This is a genomic window from Pseudomonas sp. NPDC098740 (genome assembly GCF_044760065.1).
GTDB classification, from domain to species: domain Bacteria; phylum Pseudomonadota; class Gammaproteobacteria; order Pseudomonadales; family Pseudomonadaceae; genus Aquipseudomonas; species Aquipseudomonas rossensis.
This window is the reverse complement of the sequence record NZ_JBIWAM010000004.1, coordinates 177,579-200,756: the sequence shown is the minus strand read 5'-3', so window position 1 is coordinate 200,756 and position 23,178 is coordinate 177,579. Positions and strand designations below refer to the sequence as shown.

The 23,178-nt window shown below is 63.6% G+C and carries 2 protein-coding genes; both read right to left on the bottom strand.

Annotation, left to right across the window (positions count from 1 at the left end):
- Window positions 1-21: 21 nt before the first annotated feature.
- Window positions 22-9,117 (bottom strand): amino acid adenylation domain-containing protein, encoded by a 9,096-nt coding sequence (locus ACIQU2_RS06835; protein ID WP_403139553.1) that lies wholly within the window; start codon window positions 9,115-9,117, stop codon window positions 22-24.
- An 87-nt stretch (window positions 9,118-9,204) separates the two neighbouring features.
- On the bottom strand, window positions 9,205-23,139 hold the full coding sequence (locus ACIQU2_RS06830; protein WP_403139551.1) for a non-ribosomal peptide synthase/polyketide synthase: 13,935 nt from the start codon (window positions 23,137-23,139) through the stop codon (window positions 9,205-9,207).
- Between the last annotated feature and the right edge of the window lie 39 nt (window positions 23,140-23,178).

Sequence of the window (23,178 nt, the reverse complement as noted above, 5' to 3'; positions counted from 1 at the left end):
GCGTCGATTGGCCGATGACCATCATTGTTCGGCATCCTTCACGACGCTGCGGCGACGGGCCTGGCCCAGGGTGCTCTGGCGCGCGCTACCGGCTTCACGCAGCGCAGCTTGAGCCAGCTCGCGGCGGGTCTGTTGCAGTTGATTGAGTGGCACCAACAACTGAGCGACGCTGGTGTCAGCATTCAGCACGAGTTGCTCCAGCAGGCAGACGAACAGGCTGTCGAGCAATTCGACGTAGGCACTGGCGTAACGCCCGGTGTCGTAGTCGTAAACCACCAGCAAGCCTTCACCGTCATCCACGACGTTGATCAGCAGGTCCACATCCGAAGCTTGCGGCTCAAGTTCCCGCTCGCTGATCGCCAGACCCGGCAAATGCAGGTCCTGCTGACGGGTGTTCTGCACCACCAGTTTGACCTGGAAGAACGGCGTGTAACGCGCATCCCGCTGTGGAAGCAGGTCGGCCACCAAGGCGTCGAACGGCAAATCCTGATGGGCAAAGGCATCCAGCGCCACGCGGCGGGCATCGCTCAGCAATTGATCGAAAGTCTGCTGCGGCGCGACGCGGCAACGCAGCACCAACTGGTTGACGAAGAAGCCGACCATGTCTTCGGTCTGTTGCTGATGACGGTTGGCGATGTCGGTGCCGACCAGCAGGTCTTCGCGTCCGGTCTGCTGATGCAGCAACACGTTCAGCGCGCTGTGCAACACCATGAACGGCGAAGCCTCGCGAGCCGTGGCCAACTCGCCGATGGCCTGAGCCAATGACGCGGGCAAGCGACGGCGATGACGCGCGCACTTGCCGTGGTCGCGAGCTTGAGCACCCGGCAACAACAGCGGCGCCGGGCTGGCTTGCAACTGCTGGCGCCAGTAGGCCAGTTGTTGCTGCCAGACCGGACCCGGCAGGTGCGTGCGTTGCCACACGGCGAAGTCGGCGTATTGCAGGGCCGGGGTTTCGATGCGGGCAGCCGTGGTGCCGAAACCGATGTAGTCCGTGGCCAGTTGATCTACCAGTTGCGCAATGGACCAGGCGTCCACCGCAATGTGGTGCATGGCAATGGTCAACACATGAGTCTGCGCGTCCAGTTTCAGCAACCGCGCACGAATCAATGGCGCTTGGGTCAAGTCGAACGGCTGGCCGAAGACCTCGGCCAATTGCAACTGGATGGCCGGCTCCTGTTCCTGCGCCGAGACCTGTTGCAGATTGCTGATCGGCAAGGCAAACGCCTGCGCCGCTTCGATCCGCTGCCAGGGTTCACCGTGATCGCTGTGCACGGTGCTGCGCAGCACTTCATGGCGCGCGATCAGTTGTTCGAACGCCAGGCGCAGGGCTTCGACATTCAGTGCCCCGGTCAGGGTCAGGGCGAACGGAATATTGAAACCGCTGGAGCCAGGATTCAGTTGCTCCAGGAACCACAGACGTTGTTGGGCAAACGATAGCGGCAGCGGTCGCGAACGGTCTGCCGCAGAGATCGCAGGCAGGGCCAAAGGTGCCCCCTGCAAGCGGGCGCTGTCGATTGCGCGGGCCAGGTTTTCCAATACCGGATGATCGAAGACTGCACGCAGTGGCAGGTCCACCGCGAGTTGGCTGCGAATCCGCGAGACCACCAGCGTCGCCAGCAATGAGTGTCCGCCGAGGGCGAAGAAATTGTCGTCGGCACCGATCGCCGTCTCATTGAGAATCTGCGCCCATATCGCGCCCAGTTGCTGTTCGGTGTCGCTGCGCAGCGGCCGTTGCTCGCTCAGGTCGTTGCTGTCCAGCGCACGTGCAGTCAACCCTTTGCGGTCGACCTTGCCGTTGGTGTTCTGCGGCAGCGCGTCCAGCTGTTGCCAATGGGCCGGCACCATGTACGACGGCAGACGTTGGCTCAGCCATTCGCGCAGCACCGCCACCGGCGTGTCATCGCCGGTCCAGTAGGCGACCAGTTGCAAGTCGCCACGTTGGTCGGCGTTGACGATCACGGCCACGGCTTGCACGGCGGGATGACGTCCCAGATGATCTTCGATTTCCCCCAATTCGATGCGGTGACCGCGGATTTTAACCTGCTGATCACGGCGACCGAGGAACTCGATCACTCCGTCCGCACGCCAGCGACCCAGGTCACCGGTGCGGTAGAAACGCGCGCCGGGTTCGAATGGATGTGCGACGAACGCAGCCTGGGTTTTCTCCGGATCGTTCAGGTAACCACGACCGACGCCGATGCCACCAACGCAGATTTCCCCCGGTACACCCACTGGCACTGGCCGCAACGCGGCATCCACCAGGTACAGATGATTGTTGGCGGTCGGCCGGCCAATTGGCATGGCGTTGCCGCCTTCTTCAGGCACAGCGGTCAGCGGGTGGAACGCCACGTCGTCCGAGCATTCCGCCGGACCATAGGCGTTCATCAGCGGCACATGGGCAAAGCGGCTCAGCCAGGCCTGGGCCAGCGCTGGAGGCAGGGCTTCGCCGGTCGGCAGCAACCAGCGCAGCGCCGACAGTTGCGTGTCGGTGCTGGCGAGGTCGAGCAGGGCACGGATCATCGTCGGCACGGCTTCGAGCACTGACAATTGTTGGTGCTCCAGCGCTTGCAGCAGGCGCTCGGGGTCGTGGGCGATCACGTCCGGCAGGATGTGCACGGTGGCGCCAAGGATGGGTGCGGCGAGGAACTGCCAGACCGAAATGTCGAACGCCGGGGAGGCGGTCTGGGCAATCCGGTCTTCGCTCGACAGGCCCAGGGTCGGCACCTTGCCGAAGATGTTGTTGAGCATGCCCCCTTGCTCGACCATGGCCCCTTTGGGCGTGCCGGTGGAGCCTGAGGTGAAGATCACGTAGGCCAGATCGTCGGGGCTGCCTGTGACGTTCAGTGGCGTTGCATCGCCCGCCAGCCATAGGGCTTCGGTGCGCAGGCGGCGCGGAGTCGCGGTGCTCGCGGCCAGTGCTGGGTCGATGACCGCGTCGGCACTGTCACTGGTCAACAGAATCGTCGCCCCGGACAGTTCGAGAATTTCGCTCAGGCGCTGAGGCGGATGCTTGATGTCCAGCGGCAGGTAGGCCGCGCCTGCCTTGAGCACCGCAATCATCATGCTCAGCAATGGCAGGCCGCGTTCAGCGGCCAGCGCCACCAGCGTGTCGCGACCGGCACCGGTTTCGATCAGCGCACGAGCCAGGCGGTTCGAGCGCTGATCCAGCTCGGCGTAGCTCAAGCTGTTGGCACCACACACGGCAGCAATGCGCTGCGGATGCTCCGCCACTTGTCGGGCGAACAGTTCGGGGTAGGTTTGATCCAGCGGGAAGTCCAGTTCACTACGGTTCCAGTCCACCAGCAGGGTCTGGCGTTCATCCGGCGTCAACAACGACAGCGAGGCCAGTGGCGCGTCAGGCTGGGCAACCATTTGCGTAAGCAACTGACGCAAATGGCCGAGCATGCGCTGCACGGTGTCGGTGTCAAAACGTGAGGCGTCGTAAGTCAGGCGAATGCCCAGCCGATCACCGGGGTAGAGCACCACGGTCATCGGGTAGTTGGTGTGCACGCGGTCTTCATAGATATCAACGTTGAAGTCGACTTGACGATCCGATAGACCTGCGTCGAACGGCGCGTTTTCGAACACCACCAGGCTGTCGAACAGCGAGCGACCGTGCTCGATTTCACTCCAGCGCTGAATGTCCACCAGCGGTGCATGTTCGTAGGCGCGCAGCTCGTAGTTGTGCGCGAACAACGCTTGTAGCCACGGCACCACGGTTTGCGAGTCGTCAACCTTGACCCGCAGCGGCAGGCTGTTAATGAACAACCCGACGATGTCTTCCACGCCCGGCAAATCGGCCGGACGTCCCGACACCGTAACGCCGAACAGCACGTCATCGCTGCCGCTATAGCGGGACAACAGCAAGGCCCAGGCGCCCTGAATCCAGGTGTTGGGCGTGAGCTGGTGCTGCTGGCACAACGCTGTCAAGGCGCGGGTGTCGACAATCGACAGGGTCACGTCAAGGTTGGCCACCGCTTCGACCGCCTGCTCGGTCACGGCCGGACGATCCACCACCAACGGCGTCGGTGCGCTGAAACCGGCCAGTTCGCGGGTCCAGAATTGTTCAGTGATGGACGTGTCCTGGCATTGCAGCCAATGGATGTAATTGCTGAACGACGGCAGCAACGGACGCGCCACAGGCTGGCCGAGTACGCGAGCCTGGTAATGGGCGAACAGGTCGGCCATCAACAGGCCGAAGCACCAGGCATCGGTCAGGATGTGGTGGAAGCTGCGCACGATCAGGAACTCCTGATCGGCCACCTGGAACACCCGAAGAAAGGTCAGCGGTGGGCGGCGCATGTCGAAACCCTGCCGGCATTCGGCGTCCAGCACGGCGTCCAGTTGACGTTGGCGGCTTGCTTCGTCGAGGTGACGCCAGTCGTACCAGGCGAAGGCCGGGTCGGTGTCGTGGTAGACACATTGCAGCGCTGCCTTGCCGTCCTGCCACCAGAAACCGGTGCGCAGCATCGGATGCCGGGCCAGTTGCTGCGCCCAGGCGAATTCGATGGCGCTGCGGTCCAGTGCGCCGTCCCAGCGATAACGTTGCTGCATCAGGTAGATGCCGCTGTTGGGACGTAGCAGGGTGTGCAGCAACATGCCTTCCTGCATGGGCGACAGGGGCAGCAAGTCGTCGATGCCGGCCCAGTCGAAGTTTGCACCGAGGGCTGTGAGGTCGTGACCGGCGGCGCGGCACAACGGGAACGCGTGGGCACCCGGGATGGCTTGCTCGGCGTTGGCAGCCAGCAGGGCCAGACGCTGCTCCAGTGCCTCGGCCCAGTGTTCTGCGCCTGGGCCACGGCAATCGATTTGCAGTTGACCGTGTTGCAGGCTGACGGACAGGGTCAGCCCGGCGCCATCGATTGGCGCGCTGGCGGCGATGACCTCGCCCAACGGCCCCTCAGGGGCTTGCCATTCGCCGGCCATGACAATATGCACGGTGGGCTGCGGCAGGCTCAGCAGCGGTTCGCGCAAGTAGTCGTTGTCAGCGAGATAACGCAGCACACCGTAGTCGTCCCCGGTGTGCGGGGCGGCAGCCAGTTGCGCGTCGACCTGTGCAAGCAATTGCGCGGCGTTGGCGCCGGGTGTCACGTTCAGACGCAGCGGAACGGCGTGGCTCAGCGCACCGATCACCGTCGCCGGGTTGAAGTCGGTACGGCTCAGGGCACTGCTGAGCGGCAAACGGGCCCGCTCGCAGCGACCGCGATCCAGGCTCAGCCAGATGTCCTGTTCGGCACTTTGCTGCGCCAGTTCCGCCGCGACAGCGGTGGCCACCAGCGATGCCCAAGGCGCGTGGCTGCGGCGTTGCAGCAGGTTCAGACGAACGCTGAGTGGCGCCGAAATCTGTACGCGGCTCTCAGTGGTCAGGTCATCCGGTTGTGGGACGGACGGCAGGGTTTCACCAGCGTATTGCAGCCAGTATTCCCAGGCCGATTCCAGCCCGTCTTCATCGCGGGCACAAAGGTTTTGATGTTCGGCCCATTCATCGAGATGACCACCGTGACGCGGCAATTCAATCGTACGATCGTATTGCGCTTGAGCCACGGCCAGCGTCAGGTCAGTCATCAACAACGCCCAGGAAGCAGCATCCAGGCGCAGTGCATGAGACACCAACAGCACGGCGTCGCCTTGTTCCGACAGGCACGCGTGCCAGCCTTCGCCTGATGCGTGATCCAGTGTGGCCAGGACGTTTTCGGCCAGTGCGCTCAGGTTGTCAGTGTCGAACGGCTGGCGGCTGGCACTGACCGGTTTCGGTGTGCTCGGCAGGGTTTGCGCCCAGCTTCCGTCCGCTTGTTGGGTCAGGCCCAGTTGCAGTGCACGGTGTTGCTGTTGCAGAGCCTGCACGGCGCGGTTCAGCACTTCGAGGCTGATCGGCGTATTCAGCGCCACGCAGCGCCAGTCCGCCGCCAACGGCCCGGCTTCGAGACGGGCGTGTTGACCTGCGGTCAGCGGTACATTGCGCGCAGCGCTGGTGGTGTCGCGGCTGTAGTTCGCGCCTTGGCTGATGACCGCCGAAATTTCAGCGATGGTGCGGTTTTCGAACAACTGCTTGGGGGTCAGCTTCATGCCGCGCTGGTGAGCACGGGCAATGATTTGCAGGTTGAGAATAGAATCGCCGCCCAAGGCGAAGAAGTTGTCGTGAATCCCCACGCGCTCGACTCGCAACACATCCTGCCAGATCTCGGCGAAGGCGATTTCCACCGCGTCACGCGGGGCTTCGTAATTGTCCTGACTGGTAGGGGCATCGGGCAGTGGCAGGCTAGCGATGTCCGGTTTGCCGTTAGCGTTCAGCGGGATGGCATCCAGGGCGATGAAGTCTGCCGGCACCATGTAATCCGGTACGCGCAGGGCCAGGTCATAACGCAGTTTGTCCGCCGACATTGAGGTGCTGGCCACCAGCCAGGCAATCAGGCGCGGCGTCTCGTTGGCCGGTTGCACCACACGGACCAGCACTTGCTGAATGTTGCTCGACAGGCGTTTGATTTGCGCTTCGACTTCGCCCAGCTCAATGCGGTAACCGCGCAATTTGACCTGGTTGTCGACGCGCCCGAGGAACGCCAGTTCACCGGATTCCAGCCAGCGCACACGGTCGCCGGTGCGGTAGGCGCGGGGCAGGTCGGCAACGGCGGTGAAGCGTGCGGCGGTTTGCACCGGATCACCCAGGTAGTCGATGGCCAGACCTTCGCCACCGACCCACAATTCACCCGGCACACCGACCGGCACGGTGTGACCGTGGCTGTCGAGTACCCGCAGGAGCCGGTTCGGTTGCGGATGGCCCAGCGGTTGTACGCCGGCCAATGGCTGGACGATGCGCGACAGGCAAATGCCGACGGCGCTTTCGGTTGGGCCGTAGTGGTTGTAGACCGCGAGTTCCGGGCGCAGCGCACGGATAGTGTCCAGCAGCGAGCCGTGCAGCGCTTCGCCACCGAGCAACAAGGCGCGGCGCGGCAGCAGACGCACGTCAGGATGCGCGGCGAGCAGACCGTGCAGGTGGTTGGGCGTGAGCTTGACCAGGTCCGGGGTGAAGTCGGCAAAGCACTGGGCCAGGGCGTTCGGGTCAGCGCGGGTATCGTCGTCCACCAGCAGCAAGCTGCCACCACTGACCAGCGCACCGAACAACTGGGTGTAACCGAGGTCCGCCGCGAAGGTCGATAGCAGCGCATGGCGCCACGGTTGTTCAGCCTCGGCACAACCCAGTTCGGCCAGAATGCCGCTGACATAAGCGACGATGGCGCGATGGGACAGGCGCACACCTTTCGGCGTCCCGGTGGACCCTGAGGTGTAGATCACATAGGCGCAGGCCTGTTGATCCACCGCGGGCAGGTCGATCCCGGTGGCGCGGGCCGAGGCCTCGATCACCTGCGCAGAGGCGATGTCGAAGGTCGGCACGCCGATGATGAAATTCACATCGGCACTGGCCATCAGCGCACCCAGGCGCGAGGCCGGTTGGCCCAGGTCCAGCGGCAGGAAGCAAGCGCCGGCCTGCATTACCGCCAATAGCGCGATCACTGCGTCGTTGCTACGGGGCAGGGCCAGCGCGACGCGATCACCGTGTTGCACACCGCTCTGGCGCAAGGCGTTGGCCAGTCCAGTCGAGGCTTCAAGCAGCTCGCCGTAGCTCAATGCGCCATGTGTGTCGCGCACGGCTTCACGCTCGGGATGGCGGCGGGCCTGAGCGGCGATCAATTCATGCAGCGGAGCATCCGGCACTTCAAGGGTCGCGCCGTTGCCCCAGGTGCGGGTCAGGTTCAGTTCCTGCATCGGGCACAACGGCACTTCGGCCAGTGGCCGGTTGGCGTCGCGGCTCAGTTCGTCGAGCAGCGTTACCAACTGCTCCATCAGGCGAGTGCCGGCCGCATCGGACAAGCGTTTGCGCTGATGCACCAAGTGCAGGTGCAAACTGTCGCTTTCCATCGAAGCGATCAGCGACATCGGGTAGTTGTTGCGCCCGCCGGTGTGGCGCAACGGCGCTTTGTGTTCGTCATCCGCCAGCCCGACGAGGCCCTCGTCGATCTGATCCAGCTCCCGGGGGAACGGGAAGTTTTCGAACACCATGATTGCTTCGAACAACTCGCCACCGGGCGGCAGCGCGGTCAAGGCCCGCAGACTGGCGAGCGGCGTGTGTTCATGCTCTCGCATCTCGGCGTTCCAGTCCTGGATGCCCGCCAGCCATTGGCCAACGGTCGGCGCCTCGTCCCAGCGCACCCGTAGCGGCAGGGTATTGATGAACAGACCAACCATGCGCTCGACACCGCTCAGGCGCTGTGGACGCCCGGCGACGGTGACGCCGATCAAGGCTTCGTCGCTGCCGTTATGGCGCCCCAGCAGGTAAGCGTACGCCGCTTGCAGCAGGGTGTTGACGGTCAGGTTGTTGTCACGGGCGAAGCTACTCAGGCGCGCAGTCGTTGCGGCATCCAGCACACGCTGGTGTTCGGTGCAGGGCAGGTGCGCGTCCACAGGGTCGGCGAGCAGGCCACGCGGGTCCGACTCGGGCACGCGAGTGGTGTTGGCGAAATCCGCCAGGCGACTGCGCCAGAACTCATCGGCGGATGGGCGTTCGCTGAGGTAGGCCACGTAGTCCTGGAACGGTCGCACCGCTTCCAATGCCGCGTTTTGCCCGCGACGGGCCGCGCGATAAAGATCGCGCCAGTCCGCCAGCAGCGAACCGACGCTCCAGCCGTCGAGCAACAGGTGATGGTGCGTCCATACCAGCGACCACTGCGCTTGTCCGTTCACATCGTCCAGACGCGCCAGGGTCAAGCGCATCAGCGGCGCGGCACCCAGTTCGAAAGCTTGTGCGTGATCTTCTGCCGCCAGGGCCGCCAGCCCTTGCGGGTTACCGCGCAAATCGACTTCGCGCAACGGCAGATCGACTTCCTTGAGGATGACCTGATAAGCGTCGTCCAGCTCTTCCCAGAGAAACGCCGTGCGCAATACCGCGTGGCGTTGCATCAGCGCAATCCAGGCCTGGCGGAACGCGTCGAGGTCGAGCTCACCGGCCAGGCCGATGTTCATTTGCTGGTAATAAACCCGGGATTCCGGTGCATAGGCTTCGTGGTACAGCAGGCCTTTTTGCAGCGGCGTCAGCGAATAGATGTTTTCGATTTGGTCATGCATGGCAGCAGTGTTCAATCCAGAAAATCGTAGAGGCACGTGCGCCGTGAGCGGCGCACTCCGAAGTCAAATTCAGGTCGAGGTCGGGGCTCACTTCTTCGGCCCCAGGCGTTTGAGCAGGGTGTCGAGGGTCGCCTGGTTCATGCCTTTGGCCAGCGGGAAGTCCGACGGCATCAGCGTCCCGGCCTGCGGGTCGAGGCAATGCCCGACCAGTGCTTGCAGGTGTTCCAGCAGGCGAGCGGGCAAGCGGCTGTCGGCGGCCGGGGTGACGCTGTGCCATTCGACACGCAGCACACCGTCTTCCAGCCAGGCCACCACTTCGCGGCCGTGGGTCACCCGGTTGGCCAACGCCACTTCCGGCGGAGGGGTCAAGGTGCTGGCGCGCAACCAGCCCTGTGGCGTTTGCTCATGCCCCAGGTAGTTGAACAACACATCGCCACGCCCCCACGGCAACTCGCCGCGCTGACGCAGCAGTCCGTGCCCGAGGCCCTGACCCGGCACGGCGCGCAAGGCCTCCTTGGCGTTGCGCACCCGGTCGCCGGGGGCACCGCTGGAATTCACGCGCAGCGGGTACAGGGTGGTGAACCAGCCGACGGTGCGGCTGACATCCAGGCCCTCAAACGGCGCATCGCGACCATGGCGCTCCAGATCCACCAGGATGTCGGCACGGCTTTCGGCTTCCGCCAGTGTAGCGGCGAGGGCGGCAATCAGCAGTTCTTCCGGTTGCGTGCGATACGCGGCGTGGGACTCGGTCAGCCATTGATGAGTGCGAGCCGCATCCCAACGGGCCGACAAGGTTTGACGCTCGGCAACCGTGGCCACCGGCGCACTGTTCGCAGTGATCTGGGCGTTCCAGTAGCGCTGTTCGGCGCTGACCGCAGCGGCATGGGCGTGCAGATACTCGGCCCATTGCCGGTAGGACGTGGTTTTCGCCGGCAGACGCGGGTTCTCGCCACGTTCCAGCCCTTGATACAGCTGCTGGAAATCTTCCAGTAACGGCGTCCATGACACCGCGTCGACGACCAGGTGATGCGCGACCAGATACAAACGTTGCGGCTCGCCTTCGAGCAACGCAGCGGCGAACAGCGGACCGTGTTGCAGGTCCAGGCTTTGCGCGACCTGTTGCAGTTGCTCCAGGTGTTCGCAGCACGTCAATTGTGCAGGTTCAACCGGCGCGATCTGCGCCTGCCATTGCCCGTCAACCTCAGTGAAACGCAAGCGCAATGCATCGTGGTGGGCGACCAGACGGTCAAGGGTCGCCTGCACGAGGTCTGGCTGTAGACGCCGGTCGCTGTCGGCCAGCACCGATTGATTCCAGTGCGCGGCCTGCGGCTGCTGTTGGTCGAAGAACCACTGATGCAACGGCATCAGCGGCATCGCACCGGTCACATCGCCTTGTTCGGCCAGCGTCAGCAACGGACTGGCCACTTGAGCCAATGCCGCCGGGGTCGGCGAACGGAACAGGTCTTTTGGCGTGAGCGAATAACCCTGTTCACGCAGTCGCGAGATCAGTTTCAGACCGAGAATCGAGTCACCGCCCAGGGCGAAGAAGCTGTCCGAAGTCCCGACTTCACGGCCACCGGTCAAGGCTTCGCCAAGCAGTTCACCGAACAACTGGCAGAGCAGGGCTTCCAGTTCGTTGCGCGGTGCGACGTGGTCTTCCTGAGTCTGCGGCAGTGGCCGGTTGGCCAAGGCCTTTCGGTCGATCTTGCCGTTGGTGGTCAGGGGCAGGGCCGGCACTTCGACCCACACCGCCGGCACCATGTACGCCGGCAACTCGGCGGTGAGCAGCGCGCCCAGCTCCGATTGCGCGGCGCTGCTGCTGTAGAACGCCACCAAGCGGTTGTCGATCACCAGGGTGCAGGCACCAGTGATACCAGGCTGGTTCAACAGCGCCGCATCGATTTCCCCCAGTTCGATCCGCTGACCGCGCAGCTTCACCTGATGGTCGAGACGGCCGAGGTACTCGATGTTGCCATCGGCGAGGAAGCGGCAGCGGTCGCCGGTGCGGTACAGGCGATCACCGTCGATGAACGGGCTGGCCAGGAAACGTTCCTCGGTCAGGTCCGCACGTTTCAGGTAACCGCGCGCCACGCCGACCCCGCCGATGTACAGCTCGCCGATACTGCCTATTGGCAGAGGTTGTTGCACCTCGTCGAGGATGTACAAACGCAGGTTGGCGATCGGTTTGCCAATCGGCACGATCAGGTCGTCCACCGAACAGCGCCATACCGAGACGTCGATGGCCGCTTCGGTCGGGCCATAGAGGTTGACCAGTGCCGCCCGGTGTTGAGTCATGAAACGCCGCACCAGATCCACCGGCAGCGCTTCGCCGCTGGCGAACACCTGACGCAGGCTGTGGCAGTTGACCAGGCTCGGTTCTTCGACAAAGGCTCGCAGCATCGACGGCACGAAGTGCAGGGTGGTGACCTGCTCTTGCTGGATCAATTGGCTGAGGTACGCCGGGTCACGATGGCCGTCCGGGCGAGCGATCACCAGGGTGGCGCCGGTGATCAGCGGCCAGAAGAATTCCCACACCGACACGTCGAAGCTGTACGGGGTTTTCTGCAAGACGCGGTCGTTCGGGCCAATCGGGAAGGCGTCCTGCATCCAGTGCAGACGGTTCATCAAGGCGCCGTGTTCGTTCATCACGCCTTTCGGTTGGCCGGTGGAACCGGAGGTGTAGAGCACGTAGGCCAGGTCGCTCGGGCTGACGCTGATCGGTTCACCGCTTTCTGCTTTTGGCAACGTATCCAGCGTCCAGGCGTTGTGCCCGACCGGCAAACGCGCCAGCCACTGCGCTTGGGTCAAGGTGACCTGAGCATCAGCGTCCGCGATCAGGAACGCCAACCGTGCAGCCGGCAATTCCGGGTCCAGCGGCAACCACGCCGCGCCAGCATGCACGATGCCGAGCAAGGCCACGACCATTTCCACGGAGCGCTCCATGCACACAGGAACGATGGCGCCGCTGCCAATACCGGCAGCGCGCAAGGCTTTGGCCACGGTTTGCGCGCGTTGATCGAGCTCGGCATAACTCAGGCGCTGGCCTTCGAACACCAGCGCCGGGGCGTTGGGGCTGAGGGCCGCTTGCTGGGTCAGGGCCGTGTGCAGATTGGTCGGGCCGCTGTAATGACGTTCGGTCGCGTTCCAGCGATCCAGTTGCTGCTGATCCTGTTGTTGCGGGAACAACTCGACCAGCGTCCGGGCTGGCGTCGCCACCAGTGCGTCCAGCAACGCGCACCATTGCGCGCTCCAGCGCTGCATCGTCAATTCGTCAAACAGCGCCGCCTGGTATTCCAGTGCGAGGATCATGTCGCTGCCATCGTCCTGGACTTCCCAGCTCTGTTCGAACTTGGCGTCGATCACCGGCAGCGTCTGCTCTTCGATGTTCAGGCCTGGCCATTGGCTGCTGTCCATGCGGCCGTGGTTGAGGGAGAACATCACCTGGAACAGCGGCGTGCGGTTCAGGTCGCGGCGCTGGGCCACGGCGCCGACCAGTGTTGCAAACGGCAGGTCGGCATGGGCCTGGGCCGCGCGCAGATCTGCCTCGAGGCTGGCCAGCAACTGCTCGGCCGGAGCCTGTTGATTGACTTCGCTACGGATCACCAGCGTGTTCACCAGACACGCCAGCAACGCTTGGGTTTGCGGCTGATCGCGCTGATCGGCCGGGGTGCCGAGGCGAATTTCACGCTGACCGCTGTAGCGTGCGAGCAAGGCACTCAGTGCCGTCGCAAGTACCACGTAGCTGGTGGTGCCGCGTTGGCGGGCGAACTGGCGGATGGCTTCGGCACGCGAGGCGCCGAGGTTGATGGTCAGTTGCCGGGCGCGGCGATCCGCCTCGGCACCGCGTGGATGGTCGAGAGGCAGATCGAGTTGGTAGTCGTCCTGGCCGAGGTGATTTTTCCAGTAATCCAGGCTGTCATTGCGCCGAACCTGTGTGTCCGGGTGCTGCTGCCACAGGGCGAAATCAACATAGTCGACGTCCAGGGCGGTCCAGGCAGGCGACTGTCCGTTCAGGCCGGCGCTGTAGGCCTGGGCCAATTCGTCGATCAGCAACTGCATCGCCCAACCGTCGGTGGCGCTGTGGTGCAGGCACACCAGCAACAGGCTTTCGTCGCTGTCCTGACGTTGCAACAGGTGTGCACGCCAAGGTGCGGCGGTGGCCAGGTCGAACGGTGCCATCAGCTCGTTCTGAGCATCGGCGCACGCCACCGCCCAGTCTTGTGTGGTGACCGAAGTGACCGCGAGCGCCGGGCCCTGATTGTCGATCAGTAACTGCGGCTCGCCTTCAACTTCAACGATGCGGCTGCGCAGCACCAAATGGCGCTCGCTGACTTGTTCGAATGCCTCGCGCAAGGCCTGAACTTGAAGCTCGCCATGCAAGGTCAGGGCGAATGGCATGTGATATTCACGCGAATCCGGCACCAGACGGCTGAGCATCCAGAACCGCTGCTGCGCCAGGCCCAGCGGCAACTGTGCCGGGCGCGGCTGCGCGGTGATCAGTTCACCCGGCATCGCCGCGCGCAGATGACCGGCCAGCGCCGCCACCGTCGGCTGGGCGAACACCAGCGCCAGCGGCAGGCTGGCGCCGAGGCGTTCACGAACCCGGGCGACCAGTCGCGTGGCCAGCAAGGAATGGCCGCCGAGGTGGAAGAAGTGATCGTCGATCCCCACCAACGGGCATTCCAGCACTTCGCTGAACAACTCGCAGAGTGCCGTTTCAGTGGCGTTGCGCGGCGCTCTGCGTGGCTGGTCGCTTTTGGTTTCAGGCAATGGCAGGGCGGCCAGCGCCTTGCGATCGAGTTTGCCGTTGCTGTTGAGCGGCAAGCTGTCGAGTTGCACCAAGAGGCTTGGCAGCATGTGCGACGGCAAGTTGTCGCTCAATGCCGCGCGCAATGCGGCTTCATCGGCTTCACCACACCAGAAACTCACCAGACGCTGATCAAGCAACAACGTGGCAGCGTCACGAACGCCGGTTTGCGCCAGCAATTCAGCGTCGATTTCTCCCAGCTCAATCCTCTGGCCGCGCAGTTTCACCTGATGGTCGAGACGGCCGAGGTATTCGATATTGCCATCGGCGAGGAAGCGGCAGCGGTCGCCGGTGCGGTACAGGCGATCGCCGTCGATGAACGGGCTGGCGAGGAAACGTTCCTCGGTCAGGTCCGCACGTTTCAGGTAACCGCGCGCCACGCCGACCCCGCCGATGTACAACTCGCCAATGCTGCCGATGGGCAGTGGCTGCATGGCCTCGTCGAGGATGTACAGGCGCAGGTTGGCGATCGGCTTGCCGATTGGCACGATCAGGTCGTCCACCGAACAACGCCATACCGAGACGTCAATCGCCGCTTCGGTCGGGCCGTAGAGGTTGACCAGTGCCGCCGGGTGTTGAGTCATGAAACGCCGCACCAGGTCCACCGGCAGGGCTTCGCCGCTGGCGAACACCTGACGCAGGCTGCGGCAGTTGACCAGGCTCGGCTCTTCGACAAAGGCGCGCAGCATCGACGGTACGAAGTGCAGGGTAGTGACCTGTTCCTGCTGGATCAATTGACTGAGGTACGCCGGGTCGCGATGGCCGTCCGGACGAGCGACCACCAGGGTGGCGCCAGTGATCAATGGCCAGAAGAATTCCCATACCGACACGTCGAAGCTGTACGGGGTTTTCTGCAACACGCGGTCGTTCGGGCCAATCGGGAAGGCGTCTTGCATCCAGTGCAGACGGTTCATCAAGGCGCCGTGTTCGTTCATCACGCCTTTTGGCTGGCCGGTGGAGCCGGAGGTGTAGAGCACGTAGGCCAGGTCGCTCGGGCTGACGCTGATCGGTTCACCGCTTTCTGCTTTTGGCAACGCATCCAGCGTCCAGGCGTTGTGCCCGACCGGCAAACGCGCCAGCCACTGCGCTTGGGTCAAGGTGACCTGAGCATCAGCGTCCGCGATCAGGAACGCCAACCGTGCAGCCGGCAATTCCGGGTCCAGCGGCAACCACGCCGCGCCAGCATGCACGATGCCGAGCAAGGCCACGACCATTTCCACGGAGCGCTCCATGCACACAGGAACGATGGCGCCGCTGCCAATACCGGCAGCGCGCAAGGCGCGGGCTACGGTTTGCGCGCGTTGATCGAGTTCTGCGTAACTCAGACGCTGGCCTTCGAACACCAGCGCCGGGGCGTTGGGGCTGAGGGCCACTTGTTGGGTCAGGGCCGTGTGCAGGTTGGTCGGGCCGCTGTAGTCGCGTTCGGTCGCGTTCCACTCGATCAATTGGCGTTGACGCTCCGGCACCGTCAACGGTGACCAGTCGCCAAGGCGGGCCTGGGGAGCATCGAGCATTGTTTCGAGCAATTGTTGCCATTGCGCCAACCAACGTCGGGCCGTGGTTTCGCTGAACAGCGCGGCACGGTATTCGAGCAACACCGACAGCACCTCGCCGTCATGCACTTCCCAGTTCAGATCGAACTTGGTCGCCTGAGCGGTTACCGCTCGTTCGCGGACCTGCAATTGTGGCCAGTGACTGGCCGAAGTGTCGGCGTTCTGCATCACGAACAACACCTGGAACAGCGGCGTCTGGCCGAGGCTGCGCTCCGGCGCCAGTTTTTCGACCACCTGATCGAACGGCACGTCCTGATGCTGTTGCGCGTCCAGCACGCGGTTGCGCACATGGCTCAGCAAACCTTCGAAATCCAGCGCCGGATCGAGGTCGGCGCGCATTACCAAGGTGTTGACGAAGCAGCCGATCAGCGGCTGCAGTTCAGCCAGCGGACGCTGGGCCACTGGGCTGCCGATCCGCACGTCGCGTTGGTTGGCGTAACGTCCCAACAACAACTGCGCCGCACTGAGCATCAACATGTACAGGGTGGCGCCGCGTTGCTGGGCGAACTGCCGCAAGCGTCCCACCAGTTCTGGCGGCAGTTGCAGTTGTACCGCGCCGGCGACCGGGTCGAGCTGGTTAGGCCGCCCCTGTTCGGTGGGCAGGTCCAACAGGTAATTGCCGTCTTCCAGTTGCGTGCGCCAGTACTTGAGTTGACTGCGGAACAACGCCTGTTGCCCGGACTCACGCTGCCACAGCGCGTAATCCGGGTATTGCAACGCCAGGTTCGGCAGTGTGGCGACGGTGCCTTGGCATTGTGCGGTATAGAACTGCGCCAGTTCATCCAGCAGGTTCTGGCTTGAGGCATCGTCGGTGGCGCAGTGATGCACGGTCAGTAACAGCAACGCCTGGGTGCAGCCGCTGCGTTGTATCAGCGTGGCGCGGATCGGCACTTGGGTGGCAAGGTCGAAACGCTGTCCGGTTTCGGCGTGGATGGCCTCATCGGTCAGCTGTTGCCAGGTGTCGTCAGTCGCCGCATCCAGCGCTGCCACGCGCAAGGTGAGGTTGACCTGCGGTTCGATGATCAGCGCCAACTCGCCATCGGTCTCACGCACGATACGGCTGCGCAGGATTTCATGACGTTGAACCACGCTGCTCAGGGCCGACTGTAAGGCCTGGGTGTTCAGCTCGCCGTCGAACTGCACGGCGCTGACCACGTTGTATTCGCCACCGCCAGCACTCAATTGTTCGAGGAACCACAAGCGTTGCTGTTCGAACGACAACGGCAAACGGGCGGGACGTGCCACCGGGATGAATGTTGCCTCGGGGGCTTGCAGCGGCTCACCCAACAGGGCTGCCAGCGCATCAAGGGTCGGGTGTTCGAACACTGCACGCAGTGGCGGAACCGTGGCGAACTGTTGGCGCAGACGGGCAAACAGCACCGCCGCCAGCAACGAATGACCACCGAGGTAGAAGAAATGACTGTCGCGACCAATCTGGGTCAGCGGCACGTTCAACAGCTCGGACCACAGGGCGGCGAGTTGTTGTTCGGCGACAGTGCGCGGTGGGTCCTGGGCGTCGGGTTCAGTCTGAATGTCCGGTGCAGGCAGGGCCTTGCGGTTGAGTTTGCCGTTGTCGGTCAGCGGCAACTCATCGAGCAGCACAAACGCCGACGGCACCATGTAGTCGGGCAGGGCGGCGCCGATGGTTTTGCGCCAGGCGTTGATGTCGGCCTGCTGATCGCAGGTGACGTAAGCCACCAGACGCTTGTCGCCGGGCACGTCTTCACGGGCCAATACCACCGCCTGACGGACGCCCGGTTGGGCGCCGATCAGCGCTTCGATTTCACCCAGTTCGACACGGAAACCACGGATTTTCACCTGATGGTCCATGCGCCCCAGGTATTCGAGCTGGCCGTCGGGCAGCCAGCGCACCAGATCGCCGGACTTGTACATCCGCGCACCCGCCAGCGGCGAGAACGGGTCGTCGATGAACACCTTCGCGGTCTGTTCGGTGCGATTGAGGTAGCCCAGGGTCACGCCGGCACCGCCGATGTGCAGTTCCCCCGGTACGCCGACCGGCATCGGATTGAGGAAGGCATCGAGTACGTACGTGCGCACGTTGGCGATTGGCCGCCCGATGATCGGACGCTGCGGGAAATCGTCGACGGCGCAACCGGTCGCATCAACCGTGCATTCGGTCGGACCGTAGGTGTTGAAGAAGCGGCTGCCGGCAATCGACGGCAGACGCTGCCAAAGCTGCGCATCCACCGCATCGCCACCAAACAGAACGAAGCGCGGCAAATACACTTCGCCACGACGCACGCCGTCACTTTCGAGCAGGGCCTTGAGCTGCGCCGGAGTGCATTCGAAGGCTTCCAGGCGGGTTTCGCGGAAAAACTGCGCCAGGGCCTCGGGGTCGTAGCGCACGTCTTCCGGAGTCAGGTACAGGCTATGGCCGTCGAGCAGCAAGATGAGTTCGGCCACCGAACTGTCGAAGGCAAACGAGTAGTTGAAACTGGTGCGCATCGGCTGATCGGTATAGCGGCGATACAAGCCATGGATGCGCGCCCAGGCCAGGTTGACCACCGAGCCGTTGGTAACCAGCGTGCCCTTGGGCTTACCGGTCGAACCGGAGGTGTACATGATGTAGGCCAGGTCATCGGGGCCGGCCAGTGGCGTGAGGTTGCTGTCCGGTTGATCGGCGAACAGGGCGGCGTCGCTGTCCAGCCGCAGACGCGGCAGTTCGGCGCCCAACTGTTCCATCAAGCCTTGCTGGCCGAGAAACAATGCCGGTTGCGCGTCTTCGAGCATGTACGCCAGACGATCCACCGGGTAGGTCGGGTCCAGCGGCACGTAGGCGCCACCCGCTTTGAGAATGCCGAGTAATCCGATCAACAGCTCCAGCGACCGCTCGACACACAGCGCCACCGGACGATTGGCGACCACACCGCGACTGCGCAGGTAATGCGCCACCTGGTTGGCCCGGCGGTTCAGTTCGGCGTAGCTCAGGCTGCGACCTTCGAAACACAGCGCGTCACGCTCCGGTGTGCGTTCGGCCTGCTGTTCAAACAGCTGGGCAAAGGTCAGGTGCTGTGGCACCTCCATCTCGGTGCGGTTCCACTCAACCACGGTGCGCTGCCATTCCGTGGCCATCAGCAGTGGCAGGGCAGCCACAGGGCGTTGCGGCTCGGCGAGCATTTGCTCGAGCAAGTGCTCCAGGCGGGCGAGGGTCTGGCGGGCGCTGTCGGCGGCGAACAGGTCCAGGGCGAACATCAACTCCAGTTGAATCGGCGCATTGGCCGGGCACAGCACGTGCAAATCCAGATCGCATTCGGAATGCTTGAGCGGTGTGTCGAGGGCTTCGAACTCCAGCCCCGGGAAGCGCAAGCGCGACTCCATGGCCAATTGCTGCGCGACCATCACTTGATACAGCGGCGCATGGCTGAGGCTGCGTGGCAGTTGCAGGCTGTCGACCAATTGCTCGAATGGCAGGTCTTGATGCTGCAAGCCTTCGCGCAAACGCTTGGCCACCTGACCCACCAGCGCGGTGAAATCTGCTTGTGGTTCAAAGTCGGCACGGATCGCCAGGTTGTTCAGCAAAATGCCGAGCAGGCCTTCGGTGCCCGGTTGTTCGCGGTGCGTGACCGGGGTGCCGATCAGCACCGTGGCATCGCCACTCAAACGGTGCATCAGCACCGCGAAGCCGGCGAACAACACGGTGAACGGCGTGGTGCCCAGGCGACTGGCGAAGGCTTGCACCCGGCCACTGAGGTCGGCACTGAGTTCACGCTGTACGATCCCGGCACGGTAAGTTTGCATCGACGGCCGTGGATGGTCGGTCGGCAGTGCCAGCAACGGACTGCCTTCGCTGTTGCGACGATCCAGCGTGGTGGTCCAGTAATCGAGCTGGCGCTTGAGCTCGGCACCTTGCAGGTGTTCGCGCTGCCAAAGGGCGAAGTCGGCGTACTGCACCGGCAAGGCCGGCAGTTGGGCGGGGGCGCCGTTGCAACGGGCTTCGTAACCCAGGGCCAGCTCGCGCAGGGCGATGGTCGCCGACCACGCGTCCGAGACCAGGTGATGCAAGGCGATGCCCAGCACGTGTTCACCCCGCGCCACACGTATCAGACGCGCCCGCAGCAGTGGCGGTGAAGTCAGGTCGAACGGTTGCTCAAAGGTTTCTTGCAGGGCATTGAACTGCGCACCTTCTCGAGCCGTTGCGCCCAGGCCCGACAAATCATCGAACGGCAATGCAATGTGCAGCGATTCACTGATGTGCTGGCTGGGTACGCCATCGGTGCTGCGGATGCCGGTACGCAGGATTTCATGACGCACCAACAAGTCATTCAGGCTGGCGTGCAGCGCTTCGACGTTGAGTTCACCTTTGAGGTGCAGGGCGAACGGGATGTTGAACAGCGTCGTGCCCGGCGTCAGTTGCTCGATGAACCACAGGCGCTGTTGCGAGAACGACAGCGGCAGCAGCGTCGGGCGCACCTGGGCTTTCGGCGCGCTGATCGCGGCAGCTTGCGGTGCGGCGGCGTCGGCCTGGCGGGCGGCGATGGCCACGGCCAGCAGCGCCACCGTCGGTTGTTCGAACAGCACCCGCAACGGCAGGTCGAGTTTGAAATGGCTGCGCAGGCGCGCGACGATCTGAGTGGCCAGCAGCGAGTGGCCGCCGAGGGTGAAGAAATTGTCTTCCACGCCAACGGTGTCGCGACCCAGGACGTCGGCCCAGATTTTCGCCACAGCGGTTTCCAGCTCGTTGCGCGGCGCGATGCTTTGCTGGGTGTCGGCCTGCCAGTTCAGTTCCTGGGCGGCCAGGGCCTTGCGATCGACCTTGCCGTTGTTGTTCAGCGGCAAGCGCTCCAGGCACACGAACGCGGCCGGCACCATGTATGGCGGCAATTGTGCGCGCAGGTGTTCGGGTAGCCCGTCGTTGCCCAACGTATCGTCATGGGCCGACCAGTAGGCCACCAGCCAGGCTTCGCCAACGCTGTTTTCGCGCAGCAGAACGGCGGCTTCGCGCACGTTCGGGTGCTGGGCCAGACGGTGTTCGATTTCGGTCAGTTCGATCCGGTGTCCACGCAATTTCACCTGTTGGTCGCGGCGGCCGAGGTATTCGATCACGCCATCGGCACGCCAGCGCCCGAGGTCGCCGGTGCGGTACAGGCGACCATCCAGCTGAGGATGGTCGATGAACGCATCAGCGGTGCGCTGCGGATCGTGCAGGTAGCCACGGCCGACACCGACGCCTCCTACACAGATTTCCCCAGCGACACCAATTGGCACCGGCCGCAACGCTTCATCCAGTACGTACAAGCGGTTGTTGGCGGTCGGCTGGCCGATGGGCATATGGCTGACGTTAGCGTCCGGTGCTTCGAAGATCGGCTGGAAGGCCACGTCGTCGGCGCATTCGGCCGGACCGTAGGCGTTCATCAAGGCGATGTCGGGGAAGCGTGCAAACCAGTCTCGGGCCACGGTCGGCGGCAGCGCTTCACCAGTGGGCAGCACCCAGCGCAGGTCGGGCAGTTGCAGATCGCACGGGCACAGCGCAAGCAGTGTGCGCATCAGGCTCGGGACGATTTCCAGCACACTGAGGCGTTCGCAGGCGATCACTTGCAGCAGGCGTTGTGGGTCATGCGCCACGTCGTCCGGCAGGATGTGCACCGTGGCGCCCAGTACTGGCGCGGCAAGGAACTGCCACACGGAAATGTCGAACGCCACCGAAGCGGTCTGTGGAATCCGGTCTTCGGCGCTCAACCCCAGCGCCGGCACTTTGCCGAAGATGTTATTGAGCATGCCCCGTTGTTCGATCATCACGCCTTTGGGCGTACCGGTCGAACCTGAGGTGAACAGCACGTAGGCCAGGCTGTCCGGGCCGCCCGCCAATGGCAGCGGCATATCGTTGCCATCGGTCCAGCAGGCTTCGGCGAACAGGGCTTTTGGCGCCTGATCGAGGCCGCTGAGCAACTGATCGAGCAGCGCGCTGCACCCTTCACTGGCCACCAGCAACGGCGCACGGGACAGGCTGAGAATTTCCCGCAGGCGTTCCGGCGGATGATTGACTTCAAGCGGCAGCATCGCAGCGCCGGCCTTGAACACGGCAATCATCATGGTCAACAGCGCCAGACCACGCGGGGCCATCAGCGCGACCAGTTGATCTTCACCGGCACCGGCTTCGCGCAAGGTGTGGGCCAGGCGAGTGGATCGCTGATCCAGTTCGGCATAGGTCAGGGATTCACCGTCACAGATTGCGGCAATCTGCCCGCCGCGTTGAGCGACTTGGAGGGCAAACAGTTCGGCGTAGCTGTGATCCAGCGGGAAGTCGTGCGGGTTTACCGCCCACTCACCCAGCAGTTGCTGGCGCTCATCGGCAGCCAGCAGTTCGAAACTGCCCAGTAGCGCCTCCGGTGCGGCAAGCATGCTGCGCACCAGGCTGGCGATATGGCCAAGCAAGCGCTGCACGGTCGGTGCCTCGAAACGCTCGCGGTCGTAAGACACCCGAATGCCCAACTGCTCGCCGGGCAGGATCACCACGGTCAAACCGTAGTGGGTGTGCACGCTGTGATCCATGCCTTCGAGGCTGAACTGGAAACCACCTTCCAGAATCTGCTCGTCAATCGGGGCGTTTTCGAACACCAGGATACTGTCGAACAGGGTTTCGCCCCGGGGAAAATCGCTCCAGCCCTGAATGTCGGTCAGCGGCGTGTGTTCAAAATCACGCATGTCGACGTTCATCCCTTGCAGCGCGCTCAGCCACTGCCCAAGCGATGCTTCGGGATCCACCGACACCCGTAGCGGCAGGGTGTTGATAAACAGGCCGATCATCTCTGCCACCCCGGTCAGCTCCGCCGGACGGCCCGCCACGGTGACGCCGAACAGCACGTCCCGTTGACCGCTATAGCGCGACAGCAGCAACGACCAGACCCCTTGGAAGAACGTGTTCGCAGTGATCCGGCGGCTACGACAGAATGCCGTCAGCGCCTGGGTTTCCTGCTCGCTCAGGTGAATCAGTTGATCGTCCACCAGCACCGCGTCGGTGTAGCGGTCGCGGGTCACGCCGTTGTCCACGGTCAACGGTGTGGGCGCATTCAGCCCGTGCAACTGGCCGCGCCAGAATTGCTCGGCCTTGCCCGCATCCTGGCGTTGCAGCCACTGGATGTAATCGCGGAACGGCCGCGGGCTCTTGAGCTCAGGCGTGCGGTCGTTGCACAGCGCTTCGTAGACTTTGAGGAAGTCCACGGTCACCAGGGAAATGCACCAGGCGTCCATCAGGATGTGGTGGAAGCTGCGAATGAATTCGTAGGACTCATCGGCCAATCGCACCAGACGGAAGCGAATCAGTGGTGGCTTCGACAGGTTGAAACCGACTTTTTGCTCGTCGTCCAGCAACGTGCGGATCCGCGCTTCCTGTTCGTGTGGGGCGAGCCCACGCAGGTCAAGGGTGTCCAGCGGCACCTTGACCTCGCGATGGATCACTTGCACCGGTTGCTTCTGGGTTTTCCACTGAAAACTGGCGCGCAGGGAAGGGTGCAGCGCCACCACCTGGCGCCACGATTCAAGGAACGCCACTTCATCAATGGCACCGCCGATGCGGTAGCGATCCTGCATCAGGTATACGCCGGAATCTTCGTGCAGCAAGGAGTGGAACAGCATCCCTTGCTGCAACGGCGACAGTGGGTAGATATCTTCAATCGGATTGGCGGTGGTTTTTTCGGTGGTCATTGAAAGCGTCCTGCAAAAAAAGGGGCAACGGCGATGGCG

Coding starts and splice junctions, on each gene's coding strand:
- ACIQU2_RS06835 (WP_403139553.1), bottom strand. CDS start 9,117: ATGCATGACCAAATCGAAAACATCTATTCGCTGACGCCGCTGCAAAAA.
- ACIQU2_RS06830 (WP_403139551.1), bottom strand. CDS start 23,139: ATGACCACCGAAAAAACCACCGCCAATCCGATTGAAGATATCTACCCA.